The sequence below is a fragment of the Ruegeria sp. AL11 genome (assembly GCF_056540865.1).
Window position 1 is genome coordinate 103,819 of sequence record NZ_JBQFXO010000004.1, and the last position, 12,317, is coordinate 116,135.

9 protein-coding genes are annotated in these 12,317 nt (G+C 59.0%); 4 read left to right on the forward strand and 5 right to left on the reverse strand.

Going from position 1 to position 12,317, the window contains the following annotated elements; genetic code table 11:
- Positions 1 to 20 precede the first annotated feature (20 nt).
- Complete coding sequence (locus tag ACR0IP_RS07980; RefSeq protein ID WP_480524855.1) at positions 21 to 911, reverse strand: CPBP family intramembrane glutamic endopeptidase; 891 nt, start codon at positions 909 to 911, stop codon at positions 21 to 23.
- The gene (locus ACR0IP_RS07985; RefSeq protein WP_480524857.1) at positions 904 to 4,011 is read right to left on the reverse strand and encodes an ABC transporter transmembrane domain-containing protein; all 3,108 of its coding nucleotides are present in this window, start codon (positions 4,009 to 4,011) and stop codon (positions 904 to 906) included. The genes ACR0IP_RS07980 and ACR0IP_RS07985 overlap by 8 nt, the downstream gene beginning before the upstream one ends.
- A gap of 204 nt (positions 4,012 to 4,215) precedes the next feature.
- Here ACR0IP_RS07985 and ACR0IP_RS07990 point away from each other — a divergent pair, with 204 nt between their 5' ends.
- The 3 genes from ACR0IP_RS07990 to ACR0IP_RS08000 all read left to right on the forward strand — a co-directional run bounded on the left by ACR0IP_RS07990 (position 4,216) and on the right by ACR0IP_RS08000 (position 6,952).
- Entirely contained in the window at positions 4,216 to 4,977 is a 762-nt protein-coding gene (locus ACR0IP_RS07990; protein ID WP_480524859.1) for a DUF6478 family protein, read from the forward strand.
- Between the two features lie 11 nt (positions 4,978 to 4,988).
- Positions 4,989 to 5,348 carry a hypothetical protein gene (locus tag ACR0IP_RS07995; RefSeq protein ID WP_170377307.1) on the forward strand — a complete coding sequence of 120 codons (360 nt, stop codon included), beginning with the start codon at positions 4,989 to 4,991 and terminating at the stop codon, positions 5,346 to 5,348.
- A gap of 77 nt (positions 5,349 to 5,425) precedes the next feature.
- Complete coding sequence (locus tag ACR0IP_RS08000; RefSeq protein ID WP_480524861.1) at positions 5,426 to 6,952, forward strand: MFS transporter; 1,527 nt, start codon at positions 5,426 to 5,428, stop codon at positions 6,950 to 6,952.
- A 32-nt stretch (positions 6,953 to 6,984) separates the two neighbouring features.
- On the opposite strand, the gene ACR0IP_RS08005 is transcribed toward ACR0IP_RS08000, so the two are convergent.
- The 3 genes from ACR0IP_RS08005 to gpmI are packed head-to-tail and all read right to left on the reverse strand — an operon-like array spanning position 6,985 to position 10,970.
- Complete coding sequence (locus tag ACR0IP_RS08005; RefSeq protein WP_170377303.1) at positions 6,985 to 8,322, reverse strand: S41 family peptidase; 1,338 nt, start codon at positions 8,320 to 8,322, stop codon at positions 6,985 to 6,987.
- A 6-nt stretch (positions 8,323 to 8,328) separates the two neighbouring features.
- Positions 8,329 to 9,459 (reverse strand): murein hydrolase activator EnvC family protein, encoded by a 1,131-nt coding sequence (locus tag ACR0IP_RS08010; RefSeq protein ID WP_480524863.1) that lies wholly within the window; start codon positions 9,457 to 9,459, stop codon positions 8,329 to 8,331.
- Complete coding sequence (gene gpmI, locus ACR0IP_RS08015) at positions 9,456 to 10,970, reverse strand: 2,3-bisphosphoglycerate-independent phosphoglycerate mutase (protein ID WP_480524865.1); 1,515 nt, start codon at positions 10,968 to 10,970, stop codon at positions 9,456 to 9,458. The genes ACR0IP_RS08010 and gpmI overlap by 4 nt, the downstream gene beginning before the upstream one ends.
- A gap of 213 nt (positions 10,971 to 11,183) precedes the next feature.
- Here gpmI and ACR0IP_RS08020 point away from each other — a divergent pair, with 213 nt between their 5' ends.
- Positions 11,184 to 12,317, forward strand: a complete 1,134-nt coding sequence (locus ACR0IP_RS08020; RefSeq protein WP_480524867.1) for a DUF819 family protein — start codon at positions 11,184 to 11,186, stop codon at positions 12,315 to 12,317.

The following is a 12,317-nucleotide window of genomic DNA, read 5'->3' on the forward strand; positions in this document are numbered from 1 at the left end:
CGCTACGGAAAGAAATGCAATCAGCGCCTGATGACGAGGCGTGCTGTCAGCCAGCAAACCATCATTGAGCCGAAATCCACCCACAACCACTGCCGCAGCACGCCACCGTCCGACATATCGTAGGGCAGCACGAAAAGGGCCAGACCACTGAGCGTATCGGGCAATGAGATAATCAGGAGAGAGATCACATTATTGAAGAAATGCAAGGCGATAGCTGGGCCCAAAGTGCCAGAACGAGCCGTCAGATCAGCCGCCAGAACGCCGAACACACAGGACCAGACTGCAACCAGCAGCGCGTTGTCGCCAGCAATCCCCGGCGCATAGTGACCCGCTGCAAACAAGGCCGAAGGCACGCCTACCCAGATCAGCGGTGACTGAAACCGCGCGGCCAGAGATTGCTGCAGGTAGCCGCGAAACAGGATCTCTTCGGCGCTGGTCTGAATCAGCACGGCGCCTGCCGCGAACGGCAGCAGTACGATCCAGGTCAAGAACGCCAGGTTCTGGGTCAGCGGATCCCCCATTCCGTAAGGCGGTAGGGCTGCCAGTGCCAGACCGAGAACCACCAAGGCCACCAAAACCTGTGTGAATTGACTGATCGCCAAACGACGCTCTCCGAGAATCGCCCAGAGCGACCTTTGCTGCATCTGTTTTGCAGCAACAGCAACGCCAATCGTCAGAAACCCAAAGCTGGCCAGCAGGACAAATGTCGCGAGGGGGGACGTGCCGCGCAAAAACCCTTGGGCCTGAGAGGGGGGGATGAGGGCGCCTATAACCGCAAAAAGAACAGTGTTCGCCGCCAAATAGAGCGTGCAAACAATCACCAGCCCGACCAGCAGCCGCCACAGATCAGGGCGCGCGCGGGCGTCGCGCACCAAATGTTCATGAGCGGCATAGGCGGCGGGTTCAATCATTGTCATCGGCCTCGTCAAGAATGGTTTCCTGCACCACGTCCGGGAAGACATCCGCCGGGTTTGCAACCGTGTTCACGCGCGTGGCGAGCGTGGTCAGGTATCCCGCAACGGTCTGCAGCAACTGCGTCGCGACCGAGGCGTCGCTTTCGACAACGGCGCGCAGTTCTTCGGCTCCGATACGCAGAAAGGCGCAATCTGTGTTAGCGACCAGATCAAGTTGCCGGCGGTCACCGGTAATGATCGACAGATCCCCGATCAAGCGACCCGGCTCAACAATCGATATGGGGCGTTTGTTGCCATCTTCATCCGACCAGTCCAACCGGGCCTGACCCCGGATGCAAAGATAGGCTGCGTCCGCCGTCTGCCCGCGCGAGAAGATCACCTGCCCCGCGGCGACGTCATACCATTGCGCCGAGAACGCCAGCAGCCGTTGGTTTCGCGCGTCGATGCCCGAGAAAAGCTCGGTGGTCGAGATGATTTCGAGCTTTCTGCTGAGGTCGGCAGTAGCCCCCTCCTGATGCAGAACGGGCGTGCGTGAGACACCATCGATGCGGCCATCCTTGACCTCGACGAACAGGTCATAGGCTTCGGGATGAGCAAAGTGATCCTCCATGAAGATCATGATCGACTCGGGAAGCAATTCCCGCAGGCGCAGCCGGGTGCGCAGGCGACTTTCCGAATCGTGGCTGGCCAGCGCCTTATCGAGGATCAGGATATCGGGGCGCTTGATACCCGCACGCGAGAAAGATGCGCGTTCTTGGAACACCGTAGGCAGGTTGTTCCCCCCCAAACCCGAGGGCAGGTCAAACATGGTAGCCGCAGCGCGGCGGCGCAGACCGGCCTCATTCACGGCCTGGGCAACCAGATCCTCAATCTCTTCGGCGTGCGCACCCGCCATGAGAGAAACGCGCCCATAAAGGACATTCTCGATCACGGTCAAGCGCGGGAAGTAGGCGTCAGGCGACAATGGAACGAACATCCCATCCAGCGCCTCATGCATGGCGGCGGATTGCTGTTTTCGGATCGCCAGGATCTTGTCCTTGTATTCATCCGGAAAGTCTGGACCAATTTGCTCGGCCGTCAACAGGAACGGCACCGTCAGCATCAACGCACAATCCGGCTCCGAAACCGCATCAGCTCCTTTGGTTTTCAGGCGATCCTTGATGTCCAAAAGCCTGTGATACATGTCTTTGGACATGCCCAACCGTAGGAAAAGCGGGTGATCAGTGCCATCGCGACCAAAGGCCTGGTCCAACGTCTCGATCACGGTGCTGGCCATGTTCATTGCTTCCTCGGCCAGATCATGGCTGCGCAACATGTTGCGGAACCGCTGATCACCAGCCAACGACTCTGGTGTGATATCCCGCGCGGGCGTTGCAAACAGCAAGTTGCCACCCAAAGGCACTGCCGGATTAAACTGATCCGGGTCGAACCGGTAGACATAGCGATCGAGGCCCTTGTCCTGCAATTTCTGGGCCACTGTCTCGCGAAGTTTCACAAGCTCTTGCGCCAAGCCTGGATGCAATTTCGGGTCAAACTGCGTGCGCAGGGTGCGTCGCAACATGAACTCGTCAATGCCCATCGCCTCGACCAGTTGGAACCACCACGCTCGGATGTCGTCGATATCGTCCAGCCCGGCCAGCCCCGGATCGACCCACTCATCCTCGAGCGAATCTATCGGATTGCCGGACCGAACGGCCTCGATCTGGCGGTGGGTCGGAGCCTTCTTGGCCTCAGTCTCGTGCTGAGGATATGGGCGCAGCGGCATCAGCAGGTTGTCACCCAGAGTTCCATCGAACAGGTAGGGCCGCGAGTAGGCGTATCCGATCCGAGCAGCAATCACCGCCTGATGCAGTTCGTTCAGATTGTGCCCGGCCAGCAGGACCTCGCCCTGAACCGGCACCACCTCACGCGTCAGAAGCTGCGCCAAGGCGGTGCGTTCGGCCGCGTTGGTTGACTGAATCGCCACCCGCGCGCCCTTGGGAATTCTCAGATCGATATCTTCCAGAATGGTTTTGCCGTCATCATCGCGAACGGTGATGTTCCGCAGCTCAATATCACCGGTGAGGTGCGGAATGACCTCGGGCCGGCCTTCGAACAGGTGTTCGGGGATCATGTTGGATGGGGCGAAGCGTTCGGTCACGATCTCCCATCGCAGCGACATGTCCTGCACCTGATTGTAGTAGGTCAGCAGATCCTTCCACGGGCCACTCAGATCTTTGTACGCCCCCAAGGCAGCGACCAGAGCACCTACCGTCACCTCTCCAGTGATCGCCAAATACCCGCCGACCGAGTAGAACAGGAACGGCGTCATCTGAGTGATCAGATTGTTGAGGAACTTCATGAAGAACTTTTTGTTGTAGATCTTGAAGCGGATCTCGAACAGGTTCCCCAGACGGTAACTGAACTGCGCCAACCGGTAGCGCCAGCCACCATTGGTGCGCAGATCGCTGATCCCAGCGGCACTCTCGCCGATCTCGGAACTCAGGTGACGGACCTCCTGAATGCGCTCTTTATTTAGCAGGTTAATCTGGCGTTGCAGTTTCGGGATCAACCACGCCTGTAGCGGGATTAGGGCGATACTGGCGAGCCCGAACCAGACGCTCTGCATGAACAGGAAGGTGACGATGGTCATCATCTGACCGAACTGGAACACCGGCTGAGCGATAGCGTCGCCCATCAGACCGCCCATCGGCTCGGCCTCGGAGGTGATCATCGAAACCAGTTCACCCTGACTGGTGGTGGCGAAATACGATTTCGGAAAGCGCATCGACCGGTTGATCAGCGTAAATCGCAAGCGACGCAGCATCCGTTCCGCCAAAACGCCCTTCATCGTGTTGATACGCATCTTCATCAGGCCGCTGGCGATCACCGTGGCCAGAAAGGCAAAACACAGGATCATAAGGTATTGAATCTGCGTGACGGTCACCCCCCAGATCGTGACCGTATCCGCGGGTGCACCAATTGCATCGTTGATGATCTGCTTGGGCAGCTCAAGCGAGGCATAGAGGAACGGAAACGAAAGAACCGTCAGAACCAACAGCACAAGCTGTTGTTTTTTGGAGTGTTTCCAAATGAACGAAAACAGGGTGGGTTCCATGGCCGGGCCTTGTCGAATGAAAAACTGATGCGTGGCGTGGTTGCTGGCGACCCGCTTTTTCAAGAGGCCCGACCCTAAGCACAGACCTGACGTAATGCAAGAACCGACGGTCGCCTCACGCACCGAAAACCGACAGATCTAAATTCCGGGTTTGTCCCCCGCCCGGTCTTTGACTAAAGAGGTGCTACGTCGGACGAATGGACCATGGGCAGGATTCTCGAACGCTATTTTCACCGCAGGGTTTTAGACCGCTGGCGCAGGGCTGCGCAGATGGCGGCCGACGCCCCTCAGGCCGAACTGCGACGCCAGCGCGATAGCGCGCGCGCCCTGCAAACACAGCTGAGGCAGGTGATTGATACGGCGGATATGCGGCTGCGCGACCCTCAAATCGGCTCGAACCAGTTTCCCAAACCGATCGGCACGGATTGGAGCTGGCGCCCGGATCTGTGGCGCTGGCCCCTTGCGACGCCCGGCCTTGCCTCCCCTCCGCGCAAAGCGTCCCTCAATGATCAGGTGCAGGTGTTTCATGATTGCCCACAGGCCGAGATCGCTATGCGCCAGAACCGCAACCGTCTGCCCAGTGATCTGGCCCCCTTCAACATGGGCGTGGAGGTCTTTGGCTTCGAAGGTAGCTTCCTCTCGCTTTCGATCCAACTGCCAAGCGATGCCTCTCAGGGCCTGAGCCTGCAGCACCTTATCCGCCTGGACACGCATATTGACGCGGAGCAGGAGATCGACCTCTTTGCCCGGCTCAACATCCTAAGCGGCCCGAATACCGAACAGGTTCTGCGCAAGCTTGATCTGACCAACCCGTCGCCCAGCGTCGATTTCGATCTGGCCCATCTGCCGTTGAACGAAAAACGGATCGAGAAGGTCTGGTTGGACCTAATCCTTGAAAACCCCGGCATGAACAGCGTCACTCTGCGCGATCTGACTTTGTGCCGCCACCATCGCGCTGATTTGTGAGGTCCCAGGGTATGACTGAGCCACTACTGACCCGGACCCGGTTTGAGAACGGAATTTGGCAAGGGCATCTGCGCGCCCAGACCAAGCCGGATATTGAGGTGTTGTACCGGGGTGAGGACGTCGATGGCGTTGCCCTCTCGGATGTCGAGGACGGTTGGATCGTGACCATCCCTGTGCCGGTCGCAGCTCTGTCGGACGGGGTCCATAGCTTTGTCATATCCGAGCGCTCAACGGCCCGGAAACTGGGTGATTTTACGGTGATATCGGGCGAACCTGCCGCCGATGATCTGCGCGCCGAAGTCGAGCTATTGCGCGGTGAGCTTGACATGCTCAAGCGGGCTTTTCGCAGAATTTGCCGGGACTCGAGCTGAGCCACTACCCGGGTTTTCCTATCTTTTTCGCCATTTACATGCATCATTGAGACAGCCGCAACACTCCGGAAGCCGCCATGGATCGCAAAAGTATCATCAAAGTCATTGCCTTGATGGTGACCGCATTTGGCATCGGCATCGACTTTACCGGGGCTCTGATGCTGGTTCCGTCAATCGAAAGCAGCTTTGACAGCGATATCACCAGCACCCAGTGGGTTCTGAACATTTACGCACTGTTCTTCGCCATGACCATGGTCGCCGGAGGTCGTTTGGGCGACATGTACGGACACCGCAGAGTGATGATCATCGGCCTGTCGATCTTTCTGTTTGCCTCGGTGATGTGCTTCTTCGCCCCCGGCCTCGATTTCCTGATCGGCGCGCGTGCCTTGCAAGGCATTGGTGCAGGATGCGTCTGGCCCTGCACCTTGGCCTTTGGGGCCACCAAAGTCTCCAAACAGGAACACCGCGCGCTTGTCATGGGTCTGATCCTGGCGGGCGTGACCACGGGCAATGTATTTGGCCCAATGATCAGCGGACTTGCCGTCAGTTTCGGTGAATGGCGATACTTCTTCCTCGCCAACGTCGTGTTCTCCTGCATCTCGATGGCGACCGCGCTGATTTTGATGGAACGGGAGACCCAGCACAAACAGGGCGAACATATCGACTTTGCCGGGATGGGGATCCTGTCCTTTGCCGTGCTTCTGTTGCTCTATGGGTTGGACGTGGGGGCCGATTGGGGCTGGTCGTCGATCCCGCTTTTGCTGCTATTCTTTGTTAGCGCCATTCTGTTCCTGCTGTTTCCGCGCGTTGAAAAGCGGGTGAAAGAGCCGCTCCTATTGCCGCAATTAATGCAGAATAGAGAGTTTCTGATCACGCTTGGCCTGAATATGTTCAACGTCTCAGCCGCCTTCGTCGCGTTGTTGTACTTTCCGCAATACATGCAAAAGGTACTGGGCTGGACGACTTTCCAATCGGCGCTTGGGCTGGCCCCTCTGACTATCCTGTTGGCGGTGGGGTCGATCGTCTCCGGCACGCTCTACAATGATTTCGGGCCTAAACGCCTGCTGTTTTGGGGCTATGTTCTGGCGACCGTTGGGTCGGCCAGCATCGTCATCTTGCCCAGCAGTTTAGGCTACTTCCACATCTTACCGGGTATGGCCATGATCGGGCTGGGTGCGACCCTGACGGTCGGGCCGTCCGGAACCGCTGCGGTCTGCGCGGTCAAACCCGAGCGCGCCGGGCTGGTTGGTGGCCTCAGCTTCATGACGCATCTGGTCTACGGGGCAATCTCGGTCGCCTGTGCGACGGCCATCATGTATGCGGTGTCCCTGTCTACCTTGCGGGACAAGCTTGCCGCCGCCGGGATTGATCTGACCGACGCCGAGCAACGGGCGATCAACGGCGGTTCGCTCAGCACGGACTCGGCACAAGCGGTGATGGCAAAGCTGAATGCGGATCAAGTGGAGGCGGTCAAGTCCGCGCTCACAACCGCCTTTGACAGCAGCATGAGCATGGCGTTCATCTTTTCCACGATCTCGGTCTCGTTGGGTATTCTTCTGGCACTGATGCTAGACGAAGCCAAGCTGCACAAGATCGAAAGCTGAAAAGGGCCACGCTTGGCGCGGCCCTTTTGATTTTACTGAGACGGGCCGTCAGGATTGAACGCCGACAGACCTTTGAGGATGTCGATGGCATAGGCCAGCTGGTAATCCTCTTCCCGCAGCTCAGCGGTGGCTTCAGCTTTGGCGCGGTCTTCTTCGATCTGGCGGATTTCATCCTCGCTGAGGCTGTCGTTATTCAGACTGCCGCGAAGATCCGCCTCGGAGCGTGCCGGACGATCATCCTCTTCTTCAGTTTCCGGAGCCGGGCGCGGTTGTTCCACGATGATGTCCGGGCTGACACCCAACGCCTGGATTGAGCGGCCAGACGGCGTGTAATACCGCGAGGTGGTCAGACGCATCGCACCGTCACCGCGCAGCGGCATCACCGTCTGCACCGAGCCTTTACCAAAGCTCTTGGTACCAACAACAATTGCGCGGCGGTGGTCCTGCAGGGCACCGGCCACGATTTCCGAGGCCGAGGCCGAGCCGCCGTTGATCAGCACCACAATCGGTTTGCCTTCGGCCAGATCACCGGGGGTTGCGTTGAACCGCTCGCCGTCCTGGGGGTCACGCCCGCGGGTCGAGACGATCTCACCTTCGTTCAGGAACGCATCCGAAACCTTGATCGCCTGCGTCAGCAGGCCGCCGGGGTTGTTACGCAGGTCCAGTACAAAGCCGTTGACCTTGTCGATCCCGCCCGCTTCCTCGATCTGCTCTTCCATTCCGGCCTGCAGGTTCGGGAAGGTCTGATCGTTGAACGTGGTCACTCGCATGACAACGCTGGTGCCCTCGGTCCGGGCGCGTACAGCTGTCAGTTTGATCGTGTCGCGAATGATGGTCACATCGAACGGATCAGGCTCGCCCTCACGCACAACGGTGATCACGATTTCCGAGCCGACAGGGCCGCGCATCAGCTCAACCGCCTTGTCCAGCGTCAGGCCCAGAATGCTTTCGCCATCCACATGGGTGATGAAATCTCCGGCCTCAATCCCGGCCTCATCGGCAGGCGTGTCGTCGATCGGAGAGACGACTTTGACAAAGCCTTCCTCTTGCGTGACCTCGATACCAAGCCCGCCAAACTCACCCCGGGTCTGGACGCGCATCTGTTCGGCATCATCGGGCGACAGGTAGCTTGAATGCGGATCAAGTGAGGTCAGCATACCGTCAATCGCGGCTTCGATCAGCTCTTCCGGCTCAACCTCTTCGACATATTGCGCGCGGATCCGCTCAAAAATGTCACCGAACAGGTCGAGTTGTTGGTAGACATCGGCCTTGCTCTCGGCCTCCTGCGCCAGCAGGGGTCCTGCGATCTGAGTTGTTGCAATGATGCCTGCAACCGTTCCGGCCAGTCCGGCCATCACAAATTTCTTCATACTCGTTTATCCATCCTTGCTGGTCCGAAACCACGACTCGGGGTCCACGGGGCTGTTATCTTCTCTGACCTCTATATAGAGCGTTTCTGACCGGTCAGTTCCAGTGCCATCACCACGAGTTGACAAAATAGCACCGATTTCCGGCGTTTCACCGGGCATCAAACCGACCGGAGTGCCCTCTGGTATCACTTGACCTATGTCTCCGTAGACTTCCTGCAAGCCCGAAAAGACGAATAAGAGGCCGGGCTGAGGCTCAAGAATGATCAGATTTCCCAGGTCCAGAAGCGGCCCTCGGTAGCGAATTGTGGCCGCCGTGGGCGTTGTTACCAGGGCACGCGGGCGCGCACCAAGCACAAGCCCCGGCCGCGTTACGCCTGCTGCGTCTGTTTCCCCGGCCCGGTGCAATAAAACGCCCTGGACCGGCAGAGGCACGTCGCCTTTGCGGCTTTGAATATTGTCGTCGCGTTCCGCAATCTCCCCTTCCGAAATTTCCGACAGGCCTGTAGCAAACCCATCCAGTGTTTCGGTCGAAGAGATCAGGATTGCCGTTTTGATCGGGTCTTCAACAAAGCGCTGCGGCAACCCGGTGCGATCCGCGATGGCTTCGCTCAGGCGGGTACGGGCGGACTGCACCCCGGTCAGACCTTCTGTCAGGGTTTCCGCCGCATCCTGCTGCAGTACTCGCAAGGTCTGAACCTCTTGCAAATCCCGCGCCAAAGCCTGCGCCTTGGCATTCAGGCCCGGTGTCACCTCGGACAGCATCATCCCGGCCCGCGCAGCCCCCAAAGGGCCAGAAGGGTGCAACATCAGCACCGGCGGGGTGGTCGTTTCTATGGTCTGCAATACACCCAGCAACTGCGCCACATCCTGTTCCCGTGCGCGCAGCTCGGCCGACAGCTGCGCCTCGCGCGTGGCGGCCATGCGCAACCCGTCCCGCATGGCGGACAACCCAGCCTCGTAAGCTTGGATCGTCTCTGTTAGAGCACGCACCCGGTCGCGCGCGCTTTCTGCCTCAGACAGCGAGATGGACGCCTGTTCCAACATCTCGGCCGCCGCCAGCGCCGCCTGAGAAGGCGTGTTCTGCGCCTCCGCCGGGCCACAGAAAACCACCGCCAAGGCTGCGGCCAGAACCCTCATGACAGCAGGCTTTCCCCAGTCATCTCAGGCGGTTTGGGCAGGTTCATCAGTGCCAGCAAAGTGGGCGCAAGGTCCGACAAACGCCCGGTACGGAGCGTCGCCCCCTCAGGACCGCCAACCAAAGCCACCGGAACCGGGTTCAATGTATGCGCGGTATGCGGGCCGCCTGTCTCCGGGTCTATCATCACTTCGCAATTGCCGTGATCGGCGGTGACGATCATCGCCCCCCCGGCTTTTTCCAGCGCGGCAACCACGCGAGCCAGACCTTGATCCACGGCCTCGCAGGCTTTGATTGCAGCGCCAAGGTCTCCGGTATGGCCGACCATATCGGGGTTGGCATAGTTTGTGACAATCAGATCATAGCCCGCTTCGATGGCCTCAACGAACTTGTCCGTCACCTCGGCCGAGGACATCTCGGGCTGTAGATCGTAGGTGGCCACTTTGGGCGACTTGGGCATGAAGCGATCTTCGCCAGTTTCGGGGACCTCCTTGCCGCCGTTCAGGAAGAAGGTGACATGGGGATATTTCTCGGTTTCGGCCAGACGGAACTGGCGCAATCCCTGCTTGGCCACCCACTCGCCCAGAGTGTTCGCGATGGCCCGTTTGGGGAACACGGTCGTCATATAGGCGTTATGGCCGTCGGAGTATTCAACCATGCCAAGTAAAGCAGACAGCGCTGGACGTGTGCCGGTTTCGAAATCGTCAAAGCCCGGTTCGGCAATCGCGCGCAGAATTTCCCGCGCCCGATCGGCGCGGAAGTTCAGACAGAAAAACCCGTCACCATCTTTGACGCCATCATAGCCTTCCAGCACGGTCGGCACGATGAACTCATCCGTTTCGGATTGGTTGTAAGCGTAGTCAACCGCTCCATGCGCCGAGTTACCGGTTCGGCCCTGACCTTTGATCATGGCGTTGTAGGCTTGGCTGACGCGCTCCCACCGATTGTCGCGGTCCATGGCGAAGTAACGCCCGCAGACGGTGACGATACGCGCGCCTTCGGGCAGACGTTCCTCAAGCTCGGAGATGTAGGTGAAAGCCGATTTCGGAGCGACATCGCGCCCGTCGGTCACTGCATGCAGAGCCACCGGAACGCCGGCATCCGTGATCGCTTTGGCCGCTGCAACGATATGGTTCACATGCCCATGGACACCGCCATCCGAGGCTAGCCCCATCAGATGCGCCGTCCCGCCCGTCGCTTTCACCTTAGCAATGAAAGCTTGCAGCGCTGCGTTGTTAAAAAATGAGCCATCCTCGATCGCCAGATCAATCTGGCCCAGGTCCATCGCCACCACACGGCCCGCGCCGATATTGGTGTGCCCAACCTCGGAATTACCCATCTGACCGCTGGGTAAGCCCACATCCGGGCCATGCGTAATCAGCGTGGCATGCAGGCCCTGCATGATCGCATCGAATGTAGGTGTATTGGCCAAATATGGCGCGTTGGCCTGAGTGTCTTCGGACAATCCCCAACCATCAAGAATACACAGAACTACGGGTTTGGGCGTGGCCATTTTGGTCTCCGGTAACTGCTCTTGGCGAACCTTCTATCGCCTGACCGCTTTGGGGTGAACCGCCTTTACGCCCATCGGCGCAGATTTAATCGTTTCGTAAACCGACCCAGACACCCGGATTTCCTTACCCGAAAGGAACGTGAACCTTACGTAAGACCACCTTGTGCGAACGGCGTCGTGCTGCCTAGTCTCACCTTCAGGGAGAGGGAACCTATGCAGCCAGAGATCGCAGTCTTCGCACTGATATACCTTTTAGCGCCCGCCGCGATGGTGCTGCTAGCGAGGCATTCGACTTTGGCCGGACGGCTGGGGCCGATTGTGCTGTGCTATATGGCCGGATTGGCGCTGGGGCTATCTGGTCTGCAACCTGACGCGGCGGGTCAGGTCCGTGACGGGGTCATGGAGGCCAGTTTAGGACTGGCCCTGCCTTTACTGCTGTTTGGAGTAGACCTTGGGGCTTGGGGGCGCATCGCAGGTTCTGCGCTTTTGTCGATGGCATTGGCCGTTGTCTCGGTCACGCTTGTTGCAACGGGCCTGTTCTTTGCGTTTCAAGCAGGCGGCACCGCGCAGAGTGAGCAGCTGTCCGGCATGGCCGTGGGGATGTATACGGGCGGCCTTGCGAATATGGGCGCGATCAAACTGGCGCTGGATATCCCCGAGAACCGATATCTGCTATTTGCAACCGTCGATACTGTTGTCGGTGCAGGTTACCTGCTGTTCGTGCTGACGCTCGCCCCGTTGGTTTTCGCCCGCTTTCTGAAGCCGTTCCCGGGTGATCGCGACACGCAAGTGCCCGACGCGGGCGAGGCCAATGCGCCGAATATGCTCCGTCAGGGGGTGTTGGCCTTTCTGGTCAGCACATTTTGCGTGGCCGCAGCGGTGCTGTTGACCCCTCTGTTCAGCTTTGCGCCATCGCAGGTCATGACCGTGGTTCTTCTAACGTCGCTGGGTCTGCTCGGCTCGGTCACGCCGTCTTTGCGCAAGAACCGGGCCGCACCTCATATGGGCATGTACCTGCTTTACGTGTTTTCGTTCAGCGTTGCGGCGTCGATGGATCTGGCAGAGTTGCGCGATATGGATCTGTCCGTTCTGGGATTTGTGCTGATCGCCACCTTCGGCAGCTTCGGTCTGCACGCACTGCTTGCACGCACCGCCGGGGTCGACCGGGATACCTTCCTGATCACCTCGGTCGCTGCCGTTATGTCGCCTGCCTTTGTGCCCATGGTCGCGCGCAGCTTGCGCAACCCTGCGATCTTGATGTCGGGCATGGCAACCGGCATTCTGGGTTTTGCCATCGGGAACTATCTGGGCATTTCACTGGCGCTGCTGCTGGCCGGGAAAGGATAG

Bases quoted from the DNA above. Each gene is read 5' to 3' on its own strand.
- ACR0IP_RS07980 (WP_480524855.1), bottom strand. From the start codon at position 911: ATGATTGAACCCGCCGCCTATGCCGCTCATGAACATTTGGTGCGCGAC.
- ACR0IP_RS07985 (WP_480524857.1), bottom strand. From the start codon at position 4,011: ATGGAACCCACCCTGTTTTCGTTCATTTGGAAACACTCCAAAAAACAA.
- ACR0IP_RS07990 (WP_480524859.1), top strand. From the start codon at position 4,216: ATGGGCAGGATTCTCGAACGCTATTTTCACCGCAGGGTTTTAGACCGC.
- ACR0IP_RS07995 (WP_170377307.1), top strand. From the start codon at position 4,989: ATGACTGAGCCACTACTGACCCGGACCCGGTTTGAGAACGGAATTTGG.
- ACR0IP_RS08000 (WP_480524861.1), top strand. From the start codon at position 5,426: ATGGATCGCAAAAGTATCATCAAAGTCATTGCCTTGATGGTGACCGCA.
- ACR0IP_RS08005 (WP_170377303.1), bottom strand. From the start codon at position 8,322: ATGAAGAAATTTGTGATGGCCGGACTGGCCGGAACGGTTGCAGGCATC.
- ACR0IP_RS08010 (WP_480524863.1), bottom strand. From the start codon at position 9,459: ATGAGGGTTCTGGCCGCAGCCTTGGCGGTGGTTTTCTGTGGCCCGGCG.
- gpmI (WP_480524865.1), bottom strand. From the start codon at position 10,970: ATGGCCACGCCCAAACCCGTAGTTCTGTGTATTCTTGATGGTTGGGGA.
- ACR0IP_RS08020 (WP_480524867.1), top strand. From the start codon at position 11,184: ATGCAGCCAGAGATCGCAGTCTTCGCACTGATATACCTTTTAGCGCCC.